This window comes from Gulosibacter sp. 10 (genome assembly GCF_900163695.1).
Taxonomy (GTDB): Bacteria; Actinomycetota; Actinomycetes; order Actinomycetales; family Microbacteriaceae; genus Gulosibacter.
The window spans coordinates 92,633-112,757 of sequence record NZ_FUIC01000027.1 but is presented as its reverse complement, the minus strand read 5'-3'; the positions used below and the strand labels follow the sequence as shown (position 1 = coordinate 112,757).

Below are 20,125 nucleotides of genomic sequence, written 5' to 3'. Positions count from 1 at the left end.
CCCGGCGGGGCGCATTCGGGTCTTAGCGTAGCGTGCCGTCGATCAGGGCGACCATGCGCTCCGCCGCGTCCCGGATGCCGAGCTCGCCGGCCCGCCTGCCGAGCGCCTCGAGGCGCGCCTCGTCCGCCAGGAGCGGCAGGATCACGGCGGCGGCGGGCTCCGGCAGGAACTCGGCGTCGCGGATCGTCAGCGCCGCATCGGCCTCGAGGAAGGTCGCGATGTTCTTCGCCTGCTCGCCGTTGCCGACCGGGTAGGGCACGTACAGGGCGGGGAGCCCGACCGCCGCGAGCTCCGAGACGGTCGAGGCCCCAGCCCGGGAGATGATGAGGTCGGCGGCCGCGAAGGCGAGGTCCATGCGGTCGCAGTACTCGACGACGTGATAGCCGGGCAGGTGCGGATCCTCGAAGGGCGAGATCCGCCCCACGATGTGCACGACCTGCCAGTCGTGCTCCCCGTGCCGCTCCCCCGCGATCCGCGGGCCGAGCGCCCGGATCGTCTCGTTGATGCGCCTGGCGCCCTGCGAGCCGCCCGTCACCACCAGCGTCCTGCGCTCGGGGTCGAGGCCGAAGTACCGGATCGCCTCGTCCCGGGCGGCCGCCCGGTCGAGGTCCGCGATCTCGCGGCGCAGCGGCATGCCGACCACCCGGCCCCCGCGCAGCGGCGTGTTCTCGAACACCATCGCGGTCGCCGCCGCCCAGCGCGCGCCGAGCTTGTTCGCGAGCCCGGGCAGGGTGTTCGCCTCGTGCACGACCACGGGCACCCGCCCGCGGGCAGCCACGTACGCGGGGGTCGAGGCGAAGCCGCCGAAGCCCACGACGACGTCCACGCCCCGCTCCGCGATGATGCGGCGCGCGGCCCGCACCGCCTTCCGGAACCGTGCGGGGAAGCGGAGGGCCGCGAGATCCGGGCGACGCGGGAAGGGCACCTTGTCGACGGTGAGGAGCTCGTACCCCCGTTCGGGCACGAGCCTCGACTCGAGCCCCTCCCGGGTGCCGAGCACGACGATCTCGGCCTCGGGATGCTCCGCGCGGATCGCATCCGCCGTGGCCAGCAGGGGGTTGACGTGCCCGGCCGTGCCGCCGCCGGCGAGGAGATAGATGCTCATGCGGTGTGTCGCTTTCTCGTGGACCGGGGCCCGCGCCCCGGTGCGGTGGATCGGGTCGGGGCCCGGTCGGGCTCGCGGGCCGCGTTCTCACGGGTCACCGCGAGGACCAGCCCGATGGCGGCCAGCGTCGTGACGAGCGCCGAGCCGCCCGAGGAGAGGAAGGGCAGCGGCACGCCGAGCACCGGCAGGAGGCCGATGACCACGGCGATGTTCACGAACGCCTGGAACATGAGCCAGGAGAAGACGCCGCCGACGATCACCCGGCCGGCGGGGTTCTCGGTCTGGCGCCAGATGCGGACCAGCACGAGCCCGAGCGCGGCGAACATCAGCACGACCGCGGCGCAGCCGAGCAGTCCGAACTCCTCGCCGATGATCGCGAAGATGTAGTCGTTGTCGGCCTCGGGCAGCCACGACCACTTCGCCGTGGAGTTGCCGAGCCCCTGCCCGAAGACGCCGCCGCTCGCCAGCGCGTAGAAGCCGTGGGCCGTCTGCCAGCAGAGCCCCTCGTAGTCGCAGTCCCCCTCGAAGAAGGAGGTGATGCGCGCCACGCGGTTCGGCGAGATGATCGCCATCGCGATCGCGCCGCCGACGGCGAGGATCCCGGCCGTGACGAGGTAGCGGATCTTCATGCCCCCGAACCAGAGGGCGCCGAGGACCACCGCGCCCATGACCATCACGGTGCCGAGGTCCTTGCCGAGCATGGCGAGCGCGAGCACGACGAGCACCGGGCCGCCCATCGGGAGCCAGACCTGCTTCCAGTCGTCCATGCGGCGGCCGAGCCGGATGGTCATCATGCCGAGCCACAGGCACAGCGCCAGCTTCGCGAACTCGGCCGGCTGCGCGGTGGTGACGCCGAAGTCCAGCCACGCCCGGTTCCCGTTGATCTCCACGCCGAGGGGCGTGAACACGAGCGCCTGCAGGCCCATCACCGCCACGAGGGCCACCCACGCGAAGTTGCCGGTGAGCCACTGCAGCGGGATGCGCGAGATCGCGTACATGACGGGGAACCCGATGGCGGCGAAGATCGCCTGCCGGAGGAACTTCGAGGAGAAGGCCCGGCCGGCGGCGAACTCCTCGACCGCCGAGCTCGAGAGCACCATCATGAGCCCGAAGCCCACCAGCAGCAGCACGATCGCGACGAGCAGCGTGCTGTTCAGGTTCGCGGGCGTATCCGCCTTGGGGAGCCGGACCCGGAAGGAGCGGCCCTTCGGCGCCTCCGCGAGGGTCTGCACGCCCTCGCGCTCAGGCGCCGTGGCCGCTCCCGTCCCCGGTCGTCTCGGAGTGGTCTGCATCGTCGTCCACTCCCTTCCCTGTCGATTCGAGGACGGCCCGCTGGAAGCGGTCGCCGCGATCGGAATAGCTCGCGAACTGGTCCATGGAGGCGGCGGCCGGGGCGAGGAGCACGGTGTCCCCCGCCTGCGCGAGCCGGCGCGCCTCGGCGGCGGCCCGCGGCATCACCGCATCAGTGTCGCTCACGTCCACCTCGATCACCGGCACGCCGGGCGCGTGTTGCGCGAACGCCTCGAGGAGGGGCCGGCGGTCGGCGCCGATGAGGATCGCCGCGCGGAGCCGGCCCGCGTGCTCGGCGATGAGGGGCGAGATGTCCACGCCCTTGAGCAGCCCGCCGAGCACCCAGACGACCGAGCGGTAGGCCCGCAGCGAGGCGTCCGCCGCATGGGCGTTGGTCGCCTTGGAGTCGTCGATCCAGAGGATCTCCTCGGACTCGAGCACCCGCTCGTTGCGGTGCGCGTCCGGGGAGAAGCTGCGGATGGCCTCGCGGATGGCCGCGGGCGGCACGTCGAGCGAGCGCGCGAGGGCGGCCGCCGCGAGCACGTCCTCCACGAGGTGCCGCGCGCCGAGCCCCCGCTCGCGGAGGTCGTCGAGCGTCGCGAGCTCGAGCGCGTTCGAGCGCCGCTCCGCCAGGAACGCGCGGTCGACGAGGATCCCGTCGACCACCCCGAAGTCGCTCACGGCGGGGACGTCCACGCCGAACCCGATCGCGCGGGCGCCCTCCGCCACGTCGGCCTCCTCGACGAGGCGCCGGGTGGTCTCATCGGCGAGGTTGTAGACGCAGGCGACCCGGGTGCGCTCGTAGGCGCGCCCCTTCGCCTCGCGGTAGGCCTCGTACGAGCCGTGCCAGTCGATGTGATCGCGGGCCACGTTGAGCACGACCGCCGCCCACGGCGACACGGTGCGGATGTGGTGGAGCTGATAGCTCGAGATCTCGACCACCAGCACGTCGAACCCCTCGGGGTCGCGGACCGCGTCGAGCACCGGGATGCCGATGTTCCCGGCCGGCGCGACCCGCGCGCCGCCCGCGGCGATCATGTGCGCGGCCAGCTGGGTGGTGGTGGTCTTGCCATTGGTCCCCGTCACGAGCACCCACTCGGAGGGCGCGCCGACCTTGTCGCGCAGCCGCCACGCGAGCTCGATATCGCCCCACACCGGGACGCCCTCCGCGGCGGCCCAGCGCAGCAGCGCGTGGTGGGGCGGATAGCCGGGCGAGGCGATCACCAGGTCGGCGCCGAACCCGCGCAGCCGGTCCGGCACCGCGTCGGCGTCCTCCGCGATGACCACGGGCACGCCGAGCACCTGCAGGATCTGCTCGCGGTCGGCGTCGGGCGCGCCGGCGACCACGAGCACCTCGCAGCCGAGCTCGGCGAGGGTGTCGGCCACCGAGAAGCCGGTCATGCCGAGGCCGAGCACCGCGACGCGCAGCCCCTTCCAGTCCGCGTGCCAGCTCGTGAGCGCATCGAGCGGCGCGGCCATCAGGTGAGCACCCCACTCATGAGCGACCACTCGGCGTAGAAGAGCGCGACGCCGATCACGGCGAAGAGGCCGCCGATGATCCAGAAGCGCACGACCACGGTCTGCTCGGCCCAGCCCTTGAGCTCGTAATGATGGTGGATGGGGCTCATCAGGAAGATGCGCCTGCCGCCGGTGAGCTTGAAGTACAGGCGCTGCACGATGACCGAGCCCGTGTCGATCACGAACAGGCCCGCGATGACCACGAGCAGCAGCTCGGTGCGGGTGAGGATCGCGAACGCGGCGAGCGCGCCGCCCAGCGCGAGCGAGCCGGTGTCGCCCATGAACAGCTGCGCGGGCGAGGTGTTCCACCAGAGGAAGCCGACGAGGGCGCCGACGATGGCGGCCGCGACGATCGAGAGGTCCAGCGGCGCGTACACCTCGTAGCAGGCCTGGACCACCGAGGGGTTGAGCCGGTCGGTGCCGCAGGCCTGGTTGAACTGCCAGTAGCCGATGACGCCGTAGGAGCCGATCGCGAAGATGGAGGCGCCGGTGGCGAGGCCGTCGAGCCCGTCGGTGACGTTCACGGCGTTCGAGGTGGCGGTGGTGATGAGCACGATCCACAGCACCACGAGGATCGTCCCGATGACGGCTCCGAACATCATGAAGTCGAAGCCGGTGTCGCGGATGATCGAGATCGAGCTCGAGACGAGCGGGATGCCCTGCTCGTTTGCGAACTGGAGCCCGATGAGGGCGAAGATCGACGAGACGATGACCTGGCCGAGGATCTTCTGCCAGCCGCCGAGGCCGAGCGACTGGTGCTTGCGCACCTTGAGGAAGTCGTCGATGAAGCCGATCAGGGCGTGGCCGAGCATCATGAACACGACGACGAGCCCCGCAGCCGTGGGCAGCTCCCCGGTCAGCAGCGTGGCCGCGAAGTAGGCCACGGTGGCGCCGAGGACGAACACGATGCCGCCCATCGTGGGCGTGCCCCGCTTCGCGTAGTGCTCCTTGGGCCCGTCCTCGCGGATGTACTGCCCCCAGCGGAGCCGGTTGAACATCTTGATGAACACCGGCGTGAGCAAGAGCGTGAACAGCATGCCGATTGCACCGGCCGCGAGTATTGCGATCAAGCGAGGAGTCCCTTCACATAGTCTCCGATCCGGTCGCCCAGTACCCGCAGGCCGGCCGAGTTGGAGGATTTCACGAGCACGAGGTCCCCGCTGCGCAGGTAGTCGCGGAGGAAGTCGAAGGCCTCATCCGCGTCCTCGACGAACGTCGCCTCATTATCCCAGCTCCCCTGCGCCACCGCCGCCAGGTAGAGCGGCCGGGCCCCGCGCCCCACGACGACGGTCTGGGCGATGCCGAGGCGCACGGCGAGCTCGCCGAGCTTGTCGTGCTCGGCGACCGACTGCTCGCCCAGCTCGCTCATCTCGCCGAGCACCGCGACGGTGCGCTGCCCGGGCCGGGCGATCTGCGCGAGCGTGCGGAGCGCCGCGGCCATCGAGTTGGGGTTGGCGTTGTAGGCGTCGTTGATGACCGTGATGGGCTCCCGGACGAGGAGCTCCATGCGCCAGCGCTCGGCGCGGGTCACCTCGGCGAGCGTGGCGACGACGTCCGTCGCCGGGATGCCGGCGGCGTACGCCGCCGCCGTCGCCGCCAGGGCGTTCATCACGTGGTGCTCGCCGATGACCGGGAAGCGCACCTGGACCGGCTCGTGATCGGGCACGTGCAGCACGAAGCGGGTCCCCTCCTGGGAGACCTCGATGCCGCTCGCCCGCACGTCGGCCTGCTCGCCGCGCCCGAAGCGCACGATCCGGCCGGGGGCCTTGGCCGCCATGCGGGCGACGCGCGGGTCGTCGGCGTTGAGCACCGCGATGCCGCCCTCGCGCAGGGCCTCGATCATCTCGGACTTGGCCTGCTCGATCCTCTCGATGCCGCCGAACTCGCCCGCGTGGGCGAGGCCGACCATCAGGACGATGCCGATGTCGGGCCGCGCCATCTCCGTGAGGGTGCGGATCTCGCCCACCTTGCTGGCGCCCATCTCGGCGATGAGGGTGTCGGTGCCCTCGTCCACCTGGAGGAAGGTGGTCGGCGCGCCGACCTCGTTGTTGAAGGAGGCGATCGGCGCGACCACGTTGCCGTGCCGCTCGAAGATCGCCTTCAGGAGGTTCTTCGTCGTGGTCTTCCCGTTCGACCCGGTGACCGCCACGACGCGCATGCGGCCGAGCGCGCGGACGCGGGCGACGACCTCGGTGGCCAGCGCCCCGAGCGCCGCGACGACGTCCTCCACGACGATCTGCGGGATGCCGAGCTCGAGCTCGCGCTCGACCACGGCCAGCGCCGCGCCCTGCTGCTCGGCCTTCGGCGCGAACAGGTGCCCGTCGGTGGCCTCCCCCGGCTTCGCGAAGAAGATGTCGCCGGCGCCGATATTGCGCGAGTCGGTGTCGCTCCGGCCGCGGACGACGGCGCCGGCATCGGTGGACTCAGTCGTGACGAGACGGCCGGATAGGCGGTCGGCGATCTCGCCGAGCGTCATCGGGATCATGCGCTCCCCCTGCTCTCTGGCGCCGCGGATCCCTCCGCGGCGAGGTGGATGCCGTCGACTCGGTCGAGGGCGGCTTGGATCTGCTCGACGTCCCAGCCCGCACTGTCCAGCATGAGGACCGCGGAACCCGCGTTGATCGCTGCGTAGGGGCCCTCCTGGGAGGTCCAGGAGCGGAGCTCGCGGTCCTCCGGGCCGTGCATCGTGAACCGGATGCCCTCGTCGAGGGGCTCCGACTCGACCCACCAGTCGGCGCCCTCGCCGGCGGCGGAGGCGATGGTCGTCACCGGGATGCGCGTCTCCTCGACGAGCCGGCGCCCCATCTCCCCGTCGACGTTCACCACGCCCCGCTGGGCGTGCTCCGGGGCGAACAGCTGCACGGAGGCCTCGAACCGGGCGGCCGCGCCGCCCTCGAGCGCCGTCCCGGCGTCGGGATAGCCGACCACGTCGAAGTACAGCCCCGCGATGTGGTGCTCCGAGACCGCCTCGTCCGTCAGCTCGACGGCGGCGACGTGCACGCCGACCTCGCGCATCCGCGCGAGCATCGCGTGCAGCTCGTCGGCCTCGGGCGCGAGCCCGCCGGCGTCCATGCGCTCCTCGCCCACGTGGCGCTGCCGGTTCGTCGACATGCCGGTCTTCACCCCGAGCGCGTCGAGCAGGTTGTCGAGGAGGTAGACGATCGAGGTCTTGCCGAGGGAGCCGGTGACCCCGATCAGCCGGGGCGTCTTCGGGTCGGTGCGGTAGACCCACTGCGCGATGTGGCCCAGCGCGAGCCGCGCGTCCTCCACGACGAGCACGGGCACGTCGAGTCCCTCCGCGTACGGCGCGAGGGAGGCGTCCGTGAGGATGCAGGATGCGCCGCGCTCCACCGCGGTCGCGAACGCCTCGCCGGGGGCGTCGACCCACCTCGGCGCGGCCACGTAGATGTCGCCCTCCTCCACGCCGTCCGCGGCGCTCACCGCGCCGGTGACCTCGACCTGGTCGGCGTCGAAGCCGTCGCTCACGGGTTCGATCCCGAACTCGGCGCACATCTCGGAGAGGATGCGCGCCCGGGGATGGTGCGGACGAAGGCTGGATCGGGGCATGCTTTCCTGCGGTGTTCTAGTTCTCGACCGTGATCTCGGGCCACGGCTGCGGTGACGGCGCCACCTCGTTGGCGGCGAGCACGTACGACATCGCCTGTTGCCAGGCCGGAGCGGTCGCGGCGCTACCAGTGATCTTAACCGGGTTGGCCAGGGTCACCAGCACGACGTACTTGGGATCGTCGATCGGCGCGACGCCGGCCATCGACGTGATGTAGCTGTCCTCCTCGTACAGGCCGGTCTCGGGATCGACCACCTGCGCGGTACCGGTCTTGATCCCGACACGATACCCCGGAACCTGCACCTGGTCGGCCACCGAGCCGGTCGTCGCGGTCGCCTCCATCGCCTCGAGGGAGAGCGCGGCGGCCTCCGCCGACACCACCTGCTGGGTCTGCCCGTCCGGAACCTCGGTCATGGTGCCGTCCGCCGCCTCGCACCCCGACACGAGCTGCAGCGGCACCTGGGTGCCGCCGTTGCCGAGGATCTGGTACGCGCCCGCCATCTGCGCTGCCGTCGTCGAGACGCCCTGGCCGAACATGATGCTCAGGTTCGTGTGCGAGTCCCACTGCTCGGGCGGGTACAGCAGCCCCGGCTCCTCGCCGATGAAACCCACGCCGGTCTGCGAGCCGAAGCCGAAGTCCTGCAGGTACTGGTACCGCGTGGCCGAGTCCATGCGCTGACCGAACATCACGATGCCCACGTTCGAGGACACCGCCATGACGCCGTTCATGTTCATATCGGCCGGCGCGTGCGACACGTCGTCGCCGAACTCCGCCTCGGAGCCCGGCCAGGTGTCGGGCACGCGGATCGTCTCGTCGGGCGAGACCACCCCGGCGTCGTAGGCCATCGCCGCGGTGACGGGCTTCATGATCGAGCCGGGCTCGTAGGGTGCGGAGAACGTGAGCGCGCCGCGGTACTCGGGATCGACCTCGGTGAAGGCGTCCGGGTTCGGGTCGACGCCGGGGTACTCCGCGGCGGAGACGATCTCGCCCGTGGCGATCTCGACCACGGTGAGGGTGCCGTACTTCGCCTCCATCTCCTCGACCTGCTCGGCGAGGATCTGGCGCATGCGCCAGTCGGTGTCGAGATCGATCGTCGTGTGGATGGTGCCGCCCTGCGTCGGCTCGGTGAGCGTCACCACCGAGCCGGGGATCGCGACCCCGTCCCGCGAGCGGATGAACGTCTCCTCGCCGTTCTGCCCGGCCAGGCAGGAGTCGTACTGCAGCTCGATCCCGGCCAGGGGGCCGTCGTCCCCCATGAAGCCGGTGACGTTCCCGGCCACGGCCCCGTTCGGGTACACCCGCTGCGGCAGGCGCTCGAAGTAGACCCACGGGATGCGCAGATCCCGGATCTCCTGGTACTGCTCGAGCGTGATGCTTCTCGCGAGGTAGCCGAACTGCGATTCGGGATTCGCCGCCACCGTCGCCTCGACGCTCGTGAGCAGCTCCTGCGGGTCCTGATAGGTGATCTCCGCGATGGCCGCGAGCGAGTCCTCGACCGTGACGGTCTCCTCCTCGTCGGTGGCGGGGTTGATGACGGGGAAGTCGCTCATGTTCACGGGGGCGTAGGTCACGTGGAAGCGGTCCACGGAGCTCGCCAGCTCATTCCCGTTCGCATCCACGATGGAGCCGCGGGTGCCCCACAGCGTGGAGACGACGCCGCGGCGGCCGTCCGCCTCGGAGTTGATGGTCGCGGCCTCCACGACCTGCAGGTTGAACAGCCGCAGCAGGACGACGATCACCACGAGGCCCACCGCGATCATCGGGAAGGTGGAGCGCAGATTCTTCTGGCGGGCTGAGGCCAAGTCCCTTCCCTTTCGTCATTCTCGGCGGCGCATCGGACGGTCTATCGCGTGCTCGGCGAGTCCATTTCGAACTCAGACGGTACGGCAGGCTGCGCCGGATTCTCCTCCGACGCTCCGGCGTCCTCGCGCAACTCCGCCTCGGGATCGAGCACCGCGTTGCCCACGAGATCCGGCTCGACAGCCGACAACGGCGCCGTGCTCGCGCCGTCGGACACCACCGAGTTCGAGTCGAGGTCGAGGAACGCGCTGCCGCCCGCCGGCACCATGCCCAGCTCGGTCGCCTCGGAGGCGAGGTGCTGGGGCGAGGCGGCGGCGTTGGCCTGCTCCAGCGCGGCGGTGTGCTCGCGCTCGAGCTCGATGTGCTGCTGCTCGAGCGTATCGGCCCGGTAGGCGTCCTCGACGATGACCGAGCTGAGCCACAGCTGCACGACGAAGGCGATCGCGATGAGCCCCAGGGCGACCCAGACCCCGCGCTGCGAGATCCTCGCGACGCCGCGGAGCCCCTCGACGAGGCGCAGGCGGGGCCGCGCCCCGCCGGTTTCGGTGGTCCTGGTCGGCTGCTCCCGCGCGGGAGCGATGCGGGTGGCTGCGCTCATGCGTTCCGGCTCCGGATTCGTTCGATCGCCCGCAGTCGTACGGGCTTGGCTCGGGGGTTGAGGTTGGCCTCCTCGTCGGGGGCCTGTTCCGCTCCCCGGGTGAGGAGGCGGAATCGGGGCTGCATCTCTTCGGGCACGAAGGGGAGGTCGCGGGGGGCGCTGCTCTCGCACGCATCCGCGAAGGTGCGCTTCACGAAGCGGTCTTCGAGCGACTGGTACGCCTCCACGACGAGGCGGCCGCCGACGCGGAGGCGGTCCATGGCCTGCGGCAGCGCCGCCTCGAGGGCGTCGAGCTCGCCGTTCACGCGGATGCGCAGCGCCTGGAAGACCCGCTTGGCGGGGTGCCCCGAGTTCCGGCGCGCGGCGGGCGTGGCCGCCTGCAGGATCTCGACGAGCCGGCCCGTCGTGCGGATGGGCGCCTCGGCGCGCGCCGCGACGATGGCCGCGGCATAGCGGCCCGCGAGCTTCTCGTCGCCATAGCGGTGGAAGAGGTCGCGCAGCTCCCGCTCGCCGAGGGCGGCGAGCACCTCCGCGGCGGTCTCGCCGTGCTGCCGGTCCATGCGCATGTCCAGCGGCGCGTCCCGCATGTACGAGAACCCGCGCTCGGCCTCGTCGAGCTGCAGCGATGAGACGCCGAGGTCGAAGAAGGCCGCGTCGATCCGCTCGACCCCGAGATCGTCCAGGCGGTCGGCCAGCTCGTCGTACACCGCATGCACCGTGCGCACGCGCTCCCCGAAGGGGGCCAGCCGGGCCGAGGCGATCTCGATCGCGTCGGCATCCCGGTCGAAGCCGATCAGCCGGGCCCCGGGGCAGGCCCGCAGCACCGCCTCCGCGTGCCCGCCCATGCCGAGGGTGCCGTCCACGTACACCGCGCCCTCATGGTCGAGCGCGGGCGCCACGAGCGCGACGACGCGGTCGAGCATGACGGGCGTGTGGATGGCGGCGATGTCGTCGTGATCCTTCATGGTCCTCCGGATTCGCTCGAGACTCGAGGGGTCGAGCGTCCGAGCTTCCAGAACCCGAGCCGTGCTCCGCTCTGCTGCCGGGGAAGGTGCCTCAGAGCGTCGAACGGCCGGAGTCCTCGAAGTCGGACTAGAGCAGTCCCGGGATCACCTCCTCCGCGGTCTCCGAGAACGAGGCCTCGTTGGCCTCGACGTAGTCGTTCCAAGCATTCGAATCCCAGATCTCCGCCCGGGTGCCGGCACCGATGACGGCGAGCTCCCGGTCCAGTCCGGCGTACTTGCGCAGCTGCGCGGGGATCGTGATGCGCCCCTGCTTGTCGGGGGTCTCGGCGTGCGCGCCCGAGAGCAGCAGCCGCAGGTAGTCGCGGGCCTGCTTGCTGGTGACGGGCGCCTGGCGGATCTGCGCGTGGAAGCCCTCGAACTCGGCGTTCGAGAACACGTAGATGCAGCGCTCCTGGCCGCGCGTGAGCACGACCCCCTCCGCCAGGTCCTCTCGGAACTTGGCGGGAAGGATGAGCCGCCCCTTGTCGTCGAGCTTGGGCGAGTACGTGCCGAGGAACATGACCCGCCCTCCTTCGCTCTCCCGGGGATTCCACCGGCCCCCACTTTACTCCACATCACCCCACAGACCAGCCCCAAGTCCCCTTTTCCGCACTCCGCTTCCTGGCAGTTCCCTTGAAAGCACTGCCATGCAGCCGTGGGGAGGGATGTGGAGGGAATTTCCCTCCCGTGGAGCGCGGTAGCCGGAAAAAGGCATGGAAAACGCCCCCGGGGCCGATCCTTCGATCGGCCCCGGGGGCGTTGGGGAGGGAAGTGGGGCGGCTAGAGGTCGCCGTCCTGTCGCCGCTCCCATCGGTCTTCGAGCCTGCCCATGAACGAACCGCCGCTCTTCGCGGGCTTGCGGCCGGCGCCCTTGCCGCCGCTGGCCGGCGTCGGCCCGGCGGAGACGGACTCCTCGCCGCCGCCGCCGTTTCCGCGGATCGCCCACATGATGCCGGCGATCATCAGCACGAAGCCGACCAGGCCGAGCCACGGCACGCGGAACGCGATGCCCGCCACCACGACCGCGACTCCGAGGACGATCGACAGCACGATGATGGTGATCGCCTTCGCGGAGATGCCGCCGCCGCTCTTGGGCGTGGTCGACACCACATCCGCATCGTTCTGATAGAGGCTGCGCTCCATCTCCTCGAGCAATCGCTGCTCCTGCTCAGAAAGTGCCATGATTCCCTCGCGCTCTGCGGGCCCGGCCCGCCGTCCGTTCGTGACTTTCCATTGTACGGCGCGCACCCTTATAAGGTTGGGAGCGTGCCTGAAAGTCTCCCCCTCGTCGAGTCCATCGCCGCCCGCCTCGAATCCCTCTTCGACGAGCACCGACCAGCGCTGCTCGCGATGGGGCCCGAGCTCGGCGTCCTGCTCGACCAGCTCGAGGCCTTCACCTCCGGCGGCAAGCGCACGCGCGCGCAGTTCCTCGCCGCCGGCGCGCGGATGCCCGCCGCCGACGCGGACCCGGGCCTGCCCGAGGCCGTGGTGGCCTTCGCCGCCTCCCTCGAGCTCTTCCACGCCGCCGCGCTCGTGCACGACGACATCCTCGACCGCTCCGACACGCGTCGCGGCCGGCCCTCGACCCATCGCGTGTTCGAGCGGCTCCACGAGGACCGCGGCTGGGTGGGCGACGCCGAGCACTTCGGCGTCTCCGCCGCGATCCTCGCCGGCGATCTGCTCCTGATGTGGAGCGACGACCTCCGCATCGAGGGGGCGGGGCGGGTGCGCCCCGAGCGCGCCGCGGCGGCGACCGCGGAGTTCGTGCGGATGCGCACGGAGGTCACCGCCGGGCAGGTCCTCGACGTGGCGGCGGAGAGCTCATGGCAGCGCATCCCGCGCGACGAGCGCGCGGACCGGGCCATCGCCGTCGCGACGTCGAAGTCGGCCCGCTACTCGGTGGAGGCCCCGCTCGTCATCGGCGCGCGGCTCGCCGGCGCGGACGACGCGCTCGTGGGCCGGGTGCGGGCGATGGGGCTCCCCCTCGGACTCGCCTTCCAGCTCCGCGACGACGTGCTCGGCGTCTTCGGCGACGAGCGCGTCACCGGCAAGCCCTCGGGCGACGACCTGCGCGAGGGCAAGCGGACCCTGCTCATCGCCGAGCTCGAGCGCCGCGCCGACGCGTCGACGCGGGACTTCTTCGAGCAGCGGCTCGGGGCGGCCGATCTGCAGCCCGCCGAGATCGGCCGGATGCAGCGCGACCTGGAGCGCCTCGGCGCCCTCGAGGCCGTCGAGCTGCGCATCCAGGCCTGGCTCGAGGAGGCGCTCGCCGCGATGGACGCGATCGACCTCGACGAGGCCTCGCGCGAGCGCTTCCGCGCGCTCGCCACGGCCGCCGCCCGGCGCGAGCGCTGACGGCGGAACCCGCTCGGCGGGGCCCGCCGGATCGTTCAGATCGCGAGGAGCTGCACCGAGCGGCGCACCGAGGACTTCCGCCCCTCCTGCAGCGCCTGGGTGGGCGTCATCCCGAGCGACTCGTCCACCGAGAGCAGCCACTCCATGGCCTCGTGGTCGACGACGCCGTGATCGGCCAGGAGCGTCAGCGTCCCGCGCAGTCCGGCCAGGGGTTCGCCGTCCCGGATGAAGTCCTTCGGGATCCTCGGCTGCCCGTCGTGCTTGACGGCGAGCAGGAACCGCTCCTCCCGGAGCCGGTGGAGCCGGCCCGAGGAGACGCCCAGCTCGGCGGCCGCCTCGGGAAGGGTGAACCATTCTGTAGTTGCGTATTGCGTTGACACGATTCAATAGTCGCAGATGCGCGCACCCGCTGCGGGGCGGATCGGAGTTTCAGTCCGATTTTTCCGCCAAAGACGGCTACCCTCGCCTTCGTGAGCCCCGCCAACCCGGATACCCTGATCGGCCGTCTTATCGACGGCCGTTACCAGGTGCGCTCGCTCATCGCCAGGGGCGGGATGGCCACGGTGTACGTGGCCACCGATCTCCGGCTGGAGCGCCGGGTCGCGGTCAAGATCATGCACGACCACCTCGCGGCCGACGACGCGTTCCGCGCCAGGTTCATCCGCGAGGGCAAGGCCGCCGCCAAGCTCGCCCATCCGAACCTCGTCAACGTGTACGACCAGGGCGAGGACGAGGGGCTCGCGTACATCGTCATGGAGTACGTGCCCGGCATCACGCTGCGCGATCTCCTCCACGACCACCACCGGCTCACGGTGGAGCAGACCATCGACATCATGGATGCCGTGCTCGCCGGCCTGCAGGTCGCCCACCGGCAGGGCATCATCCACCGCGACATCAAGCCCGAGAACGTGCTGCTCGCCGACGACGGCCGCATCAAGCTCTCGGACTTCGGGCTCGCGCGCGCCACGACCTCCAACACCGTCTCCGGCTCGGTGCTCCTCGGCACCATCGCCTATCTCGCGCCCGAGCTCGTCACGCAGGGCACGGCCGATGTCCGCTCCGACATCTACTCCGCCGGCATCATGATGTACGAGATGCTCGTGGGCGAGCAGCCGTACCGCGGCGACGAGCCGGTGAACATCGCCTACCGCCACGCCAACGACAACGTGCCGCCCCCGAGCGAGCATCAGCCGGGGCTGCCGCGGGAGCTCGACGACCTCGTCGTCTGGGCCACCGAGCGCGAGCCCGAGGACCGCCCGGCCGACGCCGGCGCGATGCTCGCGGCGCTCCGCCAGGCCGAGCGGGACATCGCGGAGTCCTCGAGCGCGACCGTTCCCCCGACCGCGCGGCTCACGCCGGTGCCCGTCGATCCCGAGACGCAGCTGCTGGCCGAGACCCACGAGCCGTCATCCGACTGGGACCGCCTCACCACCCCCACCGACCCGTCCTCGGTCGAGGCCGCGCTCGGCGGCGCCGCCGTGACGGCGCCCGAGACCGACGGCGCACCGCTCGCCGCGGTGCGCCTCGAGAAGATCAACCGGCAGAAGCGCCGCTCGGGCATCGTCGCCGCCCTCGTCGTGCTGCTGCTCATGGCCCTCGCCGGCGGCATCGGCTGGTGGCAGGGGTACGGCCCCGGCTCCTACCTCGCCGCCCCCGACGTCGTCGGCCAGACCCAGGACGAAGCGGCCTCGCAGATCGCCGCGCAGGGCTTCGTCGTCGGCGACGTCTCGGTGGAGCACTCCCTCGACGTCGCCGAGGGCGTCGTCATGGCGATGGATCCGGGGGCCGACACGAGGCTCGCGCCCGACTCGGCCATCGCGCTCATCGTCTCCGGCGGTCCCGAGATCCTCACCGTCCCGAGCCTCGCGGGCAAGTCCCGCGAGGAGGCCGTGGCCGCGATCGAGGAGGCCGGATTCGTCTACAGCGACGAGCAGGAGCAGGAGGCGGTGGTCTTCGACTCCGCCGACGCCGATACGGTGCTCTACGCGACCGACGAGGCGGGCGAGGCGCTCCCCGACCAGATGGCGGAGCAGTCGGTCATCCGGCTCGTGCTCTCCGCGGGGCCGGTGCCCGAGGTCGCGGGGCAGTCGCAGGAGGAGGCCGTGGCCAGCCTCGAGGCGGTCGGTCTCAACGGCGTGGTGGCCGACGAGCAGTACAGCTCCGATATCCCCGCCGGCGTGGTGATCAGCCAGTCGAACGGCGAGGGCCCGATCCGTCCGGGAGCCGACATCGGCCTCGTGGTCTCGCTCGGCCCCGACCTCGTCGAGGTGCCCGATGTCGTGGGCATGGACGCGGAGGACGCCATCTCGGCGCTCGAGGGCGCCGGGTTCTCCGTCTCGCACTCGATCCCCTCGGTGCTGCTCGAGGACGCGGTCGTCTCCGCCCAGTCGCCGTCTGGAGGCGACGAGATCGAGCGCGGCTCGACGGTGTCGATCCAGGCGACCTACGAGTTCTAGCCGCGGCGGGACTCCTCGCCGCCGCGGCCGCGGCAGGGGGCTTCGCCGCGGCAGGACCGGTCCGGGCGCCGTACTCCCGTGTCGGGACGTGCGCGGTCATCCGTCCCTCGCGGAGCACGTGTCCGCGTCGCCATTGCGGTCCCCGCCGGAAACGCGGAGGCGCCCCGCCGAATCGACGGGGCGCCTCCGCGCGAGCCTCGGGCTACCAGTTGTCCTGGCCCACCGGCACCTCGGCCGAGGGGAACTGCTGCAGCAGCTCCGCCACGAGGAAGGACAGCTCGAGCGACTGCTTGTGGTTGAGGCGCGGGTCGCACTGCGACTCGTAGCGCGTCTCGAGCGCGGCCTCGTCGACCCGGTCGGAGCCGCCGAGGCACTCCGCGACGTCGTCGCCCGTGAGCTCCACGTGGATGCCGCCCGGGTGCGTCCCGGCCGCCTTGTGGGCTGCGAAGAAGTCCTTCACCTCGGTTACGATGTCGTCGAAGTTGCGGGTCTTGTAGCCGCGCTCCGTGGTGAACCCGTTGCCGTGCATGGGATCGGTGATCCACAGCGGCGTCGAGCCCTCCGCCTTGATCGACTCGAGCAGGCCCGGGAGCACGTCGCCGATCTTCTGGGCGCCCATGCGGGTGATGAAGGTGAGGCGGCCCGGCTCGCGCTCGGGGTCGAGCTTATCGATGATGCGCAGCATCGTCTCGGTGTCCGTGCCGGGGCCGAGCTTGACGCCGATGGGGTTCTTGACCCGCGAGAAGAAGTCCATGTGCGCCTCGTCGAGATCGCGCGTGCGCTCGCCGATCCAGATGAAGTGCGCCGACGTGTCGTAGGGCAGCTTCGTGCGCGAGTCGATGCGCGTCATGGCGCGCTCGTACTCGAGCAGCAGGCCCTCGTGCCCGACGTAGAACTCGACCTCCTTGAGTGCCTCGAAGTCGGCGCCCGTGGCGGTCATGAACTTGAGCGCGCGGTCGATCTCCCGGGCCATCAGGTCGTAGCGGGCGTTGGCGGGGTTCTTCGCGAAGCCCTGGTTCCAGGAGTGCACCTCGCGCATGTCGGCGAAGCCGCCGGTCGTGAACGAGCGGATGAGGTTGAGCGTCGAGACCGCCACGTGGTAGCCGTCGAGCAGGCGCTGCGGATCCGGCGTGCGCGACTCCTCCGTGAAGGCGAAGCCGTTCACGATGTCGCCGCGGTAGGCGGGCAGCGTGACGCCGTCCCGCGTCTCGGTGTCCTTCGAGCGGGGCTTCGCGAACTGCCCGGCCATGCGGCCCATCTTCACGACCGGCATCGAGGCGCCGTAGGTGAGGACGAGCGCCATCTGCAGGATGGTCGAGACCCGGGCGCGGATCTTGTCCGCGGTGGCGCCGGCGAAGGTCTCGGCGCAGTCGCCGCCCTGCAGCACGAACGCGTTGCCGGCGGCGGCCTGGCCCAGCCGCTCCCGGAGACGATCCACTTCCCCGGCGAACACGAGCGGCGGGCGCGTCGCGATCTGCTCGGCGATGGCGGCGGCAGCTTGCTTGTCAGGCCAGTTCGGCTGCTGACGGATCGGGAGCTCGCGCCAGGCGTCGAGGCCCGCCGCTGCGCTCACCTGTTGCTGAAGCTGCTGGGTAATCGTCATGGTTCCCTTTTTTGATGTCGCTGGAATTGGGGTGGATGGAAGAAAGACGGGCGGCGCCGATGGCGCTACGCCGCGGGGCGCTTCTTCGGCGCGTAGATATCAGCGTAGTCCTGGTCCGAGAGGGCGGCGATCTCGGACATGATCTCGTCGGTGACCGAGCGGAGGACGAAGCGCCCGGGCTGCATCCCCCGGTAGCGCGAGAAGTCCATGGGCTTGCCCACCTTGACGCCGATCTTCCCGGCCTTCGGCCGCTTCGCGCCGATCGGCATGACCTTCTCGGTGTCGACCATGACCACGGGGACGACCACGACGTTCGTCTCCGCCTCGAGCACCATCCGGGCGATGCCCGTGCGGCCGCGGTACAGCCGCGCATCCGGGCTGCGGGTGCCCTCGGGGTAGATGCCGAGGCAGCCCTCGCGCTCGAGCAGCTCGAGCCCCGTGCGGAGCGAGGCCTCCGAGGCCTTGCCTCCGGAGCGATCGATGGGCAGCATCCCGGTGGTCGTGAAGAACCAGCGCACCATCGCGCCCTTGATCCCCTTGCCGGTGAAGTACTCGGACTTCGCGAGGAAGTTCACCCGGCGCTTGATGACGATGGGCAGCAGGAAGGAGTCGATGACCGAGAGGTGGTTGGAGGCCAGGATCACGGCGCCCTTATCGGGGATGTTCTCCGCCCCCTCCACCTGGGGCCGGAAGAGCCGACGCGCGACGGGGCCGGCAACAAGATGCTTGAGCAGCCAATAGAACATGCGGTGATCCTCCCGTCGGGCGACTCACATCATACCCACCGAACGGCCGTCCCTATTATTCGTGCGGGCGCGATTCGCCTCGCGGGTCCGATGGCTGACGGAAACCGGCGCCCGACTGTCTACTATTGGGGGACATCGGCGCGGCAGAGCTGCCGCGAATCGTCTGACGATGCGCGGCCGCCGAATCCGCGCCGGCCCGTTCCCCCGATTGGAAGGCCGCAACGCTCATGACAGACTCGCCGACCGCTGCCGTGGCTCCCGGAGCCCGACGTGAGTGGATCACTCCGCCCATCGCCGCCCCCGCGCCCGAGCAGAACACGACGGACCTGCTCGAGGCGCGCGTCGCCGCCACCCCCGATCGGCCGCTGTTCGCGGTGCCGGAGGGCGAGTCCTGGCGCGACATCACGACGAAGGAGTTCCACGACGACGTGCGGGCCATCGCCAAGGGTCTCATCGCGAAGGGCATCGTCCCCGAGACCCGGATCGCCTTCATCGCGTACACGAGCTACGAGTGGACGCTCGTGGACTTCGCCCTCTGGTACGCGGGCGCCATCATGGTGCCGGTGTACGAGACCAACTCGCCCGGGCAGCTGCAGTGGATCCTGCAGGACTCCGGCGCGGAGGGGCTGATCTCGCAGACGCCGGAGCTCGACGCCAAGTACGACGAGATCGAGGGCGACCGCCCCGAGCTGCGCTGGCGGCTCTCGATGGCCGAGGGCGCCCTCGACGAGCTGCGCGGGGCGGGCGCCGAGGTGAGCGACGAGCGGCTCGAGCAGGCCCGCTCGCACGCCCGGGGCGACTCGATCGCGACGCTCATCTACACGGCCGGCACGACCGGGCGGCCCAAGGGCACGGTGCTGGTCCATTCCAACTTCGTGGAGCTCTCGCGGAACATCCAGGAGCCCCTCGGCGAGGTCATCGACGTGCCGGGCTCCTCGACCCTGCTCTTCGTGACCCTCGCGCACGTCTTCGCCCGGCTCATCTCGGTGATCGGCGTGGCCTACGGCATCCGCGTCGGCCACCAGCACGACACCACCCGGCTCGTGCCCTCCCTCGGCTCCTTCCGGCCCTCCTTCCTGCTGGCGGTGCCCAGGGTCTTCGAGAAGGTCTACAACTCGGCGCTGCAGAAGGCGTCCGAGGGCGGCAAGGAGAAGATCTTCCGACGCGCGGTGAGCGTCGGCGTCGCGTATTCGCGGGCGATGGACTCGGGCGGCGCCTCCCTCGGGCTCAGGCTCCAGTACCGGCTGTTCGACCTGCTCGTCTTCAGGAAGCTGCGGGCCACCCTCGGCGGGCGCGTCCAGCACGCGGTCTCCGGCTCCGCCCCGCTCGGGCTCTTCCTCGGCCACTTCTACCGGGCGCTCGGCGTGCAGGTGCTCGAGGGCTACGGGCTCACCGAGACGACCGCGCCGGTCTCGGTGAACCTGCCGGGCAGGTTCAAGATCGGCACGGTCGGCCCGCCGCTGCCGGGCTGCGGCGTCCGGATCGCCGAGGACGGGGAGATCCTCACCCGGGGCATCAACGTGTTCCGCGAGTACTGGAACAACCCCGAGGCCACGGAGGCCGCGTTCACCGAGGACGGCTGGTTCCGCACCGGCGATCTCGGGCAGCTCGACGAGGAGGGGTACATCACGATCACCGGCCGCAAGAAGGACATCATCGTCACGGCGGGCGGCAAGAACGTGGCCCCCGCCGCGTTCGAGGATCCGATCCGCGCCGACGGCATCGTCGGCGAGTGCATCGTGGTCGGCGATCAGAAGCCCTTCATCGCGGCCGTGGTCACCCTCGACCCCGAGATGCTGCCGAAGTGGCTCGAGCTGCACGACCTCGACCCCGGGATGCCGCTCGCGGAGGCCGCGGCGCACCCGCGGGTGCGCGAGCACATCCAGGGCGTCATCGACCGCGCCAACCGGCGCGTGTCCCGCGCCGAGTCCATCCGCAAGTTCGAGGTCCTCGACCGCACGTTCACGATCGAGGACGGCACGCTCACCCCCAAGCTCTCCCTCAAGCGGAACGTCGCGATGGAGCAGATCGCCCCGGTGATCGACCGGATCTACTCGGGGACCTCCTCGATCCCCACGGTGTAG

The 20,125-nt window shown here is 71.0% G+C and carries 17 protein-coding genes; 3 read left to right on the top strand and 14 right to left on the bottom strand.

Features of this window, described 5'->3' with window-relative positions:
• Window positions 1-22: 22 nt before the first annotated feature.
• The 11 genes from FM112_RS10775 to FM112_RS10725 form a co-directional block, all read right to left on the bottom strand.
• A complete protein-coding gene (locus FM112_RS10775) occupies window positions 23-1,105 on the bottom strand; it encodes a glycosyltransferase (protein ID WP_087007360.1) in 1,083 nt (360 codons plus the stop codon).
• On the bottom strand, window positions 1,102-2,397 hold the full coding sequence (ftsW, locus tag FM112_RS10770; protein ID WP_087007358.1) for a putative lipid II flippase FtsW: 1,296 nt from the start codon (window positions 2,395-2,397) through the stop codon (window positions 1,102-1,104). The genes FM112_RS10775 and ftsW overlap by 4 nt, the downstream gene beginning before the upstream one ends.
• Window positions 2,348-3,874 (bottom strand): UDP-N-acetylmuramoyl-L-alanine--D-glutamate ligase, encoded by a 1,527-nt coding sequence (gene murD / locus FM112_RS10765; RefSeq protein WP_087007356.1) that lies wholly within the window; start codon window positions 3,872-3,874, stop codon window positions 2,348-2,350. Before murD ends, ftsW begins: the two co-directional genes overlap by 50 nt.
• Window positions 3,874-4,983: a phospho-N-acetylmuramoyl-pentapeptide-transferase gene (gene mraY / locus FM112_RS10760; RefSeq protein ID WP_087007354.1), complete on the bottom strand. Its 1,110-nt coding sequence runs from the start codon at window positions 4,981-4,983 to the stop codon at window positions 3,874-3,876. The genes murD and mraY overlap by 1 nt, the downstream gene beginning before the upstream one ends.
• Window positions 4,980-6,398, bottom strand: a complete 1,419-nt coding sequence (murF, locus tag FM112_RS10755) for a UDP-N-acetylmuramoyl-tripeptide--D-alanyl-D-alanine ligase (protein ID WP_087007352.1) — start codon at window positions 6,396-6,398, stop codon at window positions 4,980-4,982. Before murF ends, mraY begins: the two co-directional genes overlap by 4 nt.
• Window positions 6,395-7,480 carry a Mur ligase family protein gene (locus FM112_RS10750; protein WP_087007350.1) on the bottom strand — a complete coding sequence of 362 codons (1,086 nt, stop codon included), beginning with the start codon at window positions 7,478-7,480 and terminating at the stop codon, window positions 6,395-6,397. Before FM112_RS10750 ends, murF begins: the two co-directional genes overlap by 4 nt.
• A 16-nt stretch (window positions 7,481-7,496) precedes the next feature.
• On the bottom strand, window positions 7,497-9,281 hold the full coding sequence (locus FM112_RS10745; RefSeq protein ID WP_087007348.1) for a penicillin-binding protein 2: 1,785 nt from the start codon (window positions 9,279-9,281) through the stop codon (window positions 7,497-7,499).
• A 41-nt stretch (window positions 9,282-9,322) separates the two neighbouring features.
• Window positions 9,323-9,877, bottom strand: a complete 555-nt coding sequence (locus tag FM112_RS10740) for a hypothetical protein (RefSeq protein ID WP_087007346.1) — start codon at window positions 9,875-9,877, stop codon at window positions 9,323-9,325.
• The gene (gene rsmH / locus FM112_RS10735) at window positions 9,874-10,842 is read right to left on the bottom strand and encodes a 16S rRNA (cytosine(1402)-N(4))-methyltransferase RsmH (RefSeq protein WP_087007344.1); all 969 of its coding nucleotides are present in this window, start codon (window positions 10,840-10,842) and stop codon (window positions 9,874-9,876) included. Before rsmH ends, FM112_RS10740 begins: the two co-directional genes overlap by 4 nt.
• A 127-nt stretch (window positions 10,843-10,969) precedes the next feature.
• Entirely contained in the window at window positions 10,970-11,401 is a 432-nt protein-coding gene (gene mraZ, locus FM112_RS10730; RefSeq protein ID WP_087007342.1) for a division/cell wall cluster transcriptional repressor MraZ, read from the bottom strand.
• A 260-nt stretch (window positions 11,402-11,661) separates the two neighbouring features.
• Complete coding sequence (locus tag FM112_RS10725; protein ID WP_087007340.1) at window positions 11,662-12,063, bottom strand: DUF3040 domain-containing protein; 402 nt, start codon at window positions 12,061-12,063, stop codon at window positions 11,662-11,664.
• 84 nt (window positions 12,064-12,147) lie between these two features.
• Between FM112_RS10725 and FM112_RS10720 the strand changes: the two genes are divergently transcribed.
• Window positions 12,148-13,236 carry a polyprenyl synthetase family protein gene (locus tag FM112_RS10720; protein ID WP_254910458.1) on the top strand — a complete coding sequence of 363 codons (1,089 nt, stop codon included), beginning with the start codon at window positions 12,148-12,150 and terminating at the stop codon, window positions 13,234-13,236.
• 35 nt (window positions 13,237-13,271) lie between these two features.
• Here FM112_RS10720 and FM112_RS10715 read toward each other — a convergent pair whose 3' ends face one another.
• Window positions 13,272-13,616, bottom strand: coding sequence for an Rv2175c family DNA-binding protein (locus FM112_RS10715; protein WP_087007338.1), 345 nt, complete (start codon window positions 13,614-13,616; stop codon window positions 13,272-13,274).
• 90 nt (window positions 13,617-13,706) lie between these two features.
• On the opposite strand from FM112_RS10715, the gene pknB reads away from it, so the two are divergent.
• Window positions 13,707-15,692 carry a Stk1 family PASTA domain-containing Ser/Thr kinase gene (gene pknB / locus FM112_RS10710; RefSeq protein WP_087007336.1) on the top strand — a complete coding sequence of 662 codons (1,986 nt, stop codon included), beginning with the start codon at window positions 13,707-13,709 and terminating at the stop codon, window positions 15,690-15,692.
• 202 nt (window positions 15,693-15,894) lie between these two features.
• Here the strand turns inward: pknB and FM112_RS10705 are convergent, their stop codons facing one another.
• Together FM112_RS10705 and FM112_RS10700 are read right to left on the bottom strand one after the other, a co-directional pair.
• Window positions 15,895-17,295 (bottom strand): class II 3-deoxy-7-phosphoheptulonate synthase, encoded by a 1,401-nt coding sequence (locus FM112_RS10705; protein ID WP_087007334.1) that lies wholly within the window; start codon window positions 17,293-17,295, stop codon window positions 15,895-15,897.
• A 65-nt stretch (window positions 17,296-17,360) separates the two neighbouring features.
• Window positions 17,361-18,041 (bottom strand): 1-acyl-sn-glycerol-3-phosphate acyltransferase, encoded by a 681-nt coding sequence (locus FM112_RS10700; protein WP_087007332.1) that lies wholly within the window; start codon window positions 18,039-18,041, stop codon window positions 17,361-17,363.
• 227 nt (window positions 18,042-18,268) lie between these two features.
• Here FM112_RS10700 and FM112_RS10695 point away from each other — a divergent pair, with 227 nt between their 5' ends.
• Window positions 18,269-20,125, top strand: a complete 1,857-nt coding sequence (locus tag FM112_RS10695) for a long-chain fatty acid--CoA ligase (protein ID WP_087007331.1) — start codon at window positions 18,269-18,271, stop codon at window positions 20,123-20,125.

Excerpts from the sequence above, each read along its gene's own strand:
- FM112_RS10705 (WP_087007334.1), bottom strand. The coding sequence starts at position 17,295 with ATGACGATTACCCAGCAGCTTCAGCAACAGGTGAGCGCAGCGGCGGGC.
- murF (WP_087007352.1), bottom strand. The coding sequence starts at position 6,398 with ATGATCCCGATGACGCTCGGCGAGATCGCCGACCGCCTATCCGGCCGT.
- mraZ (WP_087007342.1), bottom strand. The coding sequence starts at position 11,401 with ATGTTCCTCGGCACGTACTCGCCCAAGCTCGACGACAAGGGGCGGCTC.
- FM112_RS10725 (WP_087007340.1), bottom strand. The coding sequence starts at position 12,063 with ATGGCACTTTCTGAGCAGGAGCAGCGATTGCTCGAGGAGATGGAGCGC.
- FM112_RS10700 (WP_087007332.1), bottom strand. The coding sequence starts at position 18,041 with ATGTTCTATTGGCTGCTCAAGCATCTTGTTGCCGGCCCCGTCGCGCGT.
- FM112_RS10695 (WP_087007331.1), top strand. The coding sequence starts at position 18,269 with ATGACAGACTCGCCGACCGCTGCCGTGGCTCCCGGAGCCCGACGTGAG.
- FM112_RS10740 (WP_087007346.1), bottom strand. The coding sequence starts at position 9,877 with ATGAGCGCAGCCACCCGCATCGCTCCCGCGCGGGAGCAGCCGACCAGG.
- rsmH (WP_087007344.1), bottom strand. The coding sequence starts at position 10,842 with ATGAAGGATCACGACGACATCGCCGCCATCCACACGCCCGTCATGCTC.
- ftsW (WP_087007358.1), bottom strand. The coding sequence starts at position 2,397 with ATGCAGACCACTCCGAGACGACCGGGGACGGGAGCGGCCACGGCGCCT.
- murD (WP_087007356.1), bottom strand. The coding sequence starts at position 3,874 with ATGGCCGCGCCGCTCGATGCGCTCACGAGCTGGCACGCGGACTGGAAG.
- FM112_RS10750 (WP_087007350.1), bottom strand. The coding sequence starts at position 7,480 with ATGCCCCGATCCAGCCTTCGTCCGCACCATCCCCGGGCGCGCATCCTC.
- FM112_RS10775 (WP_087007360.1), bottom strand. The coding sequence starts at position 1,105 with ATGAGCATCTATCTCCTCGCCGGCGGCGGCACGGCCGGGCACGTCAAC.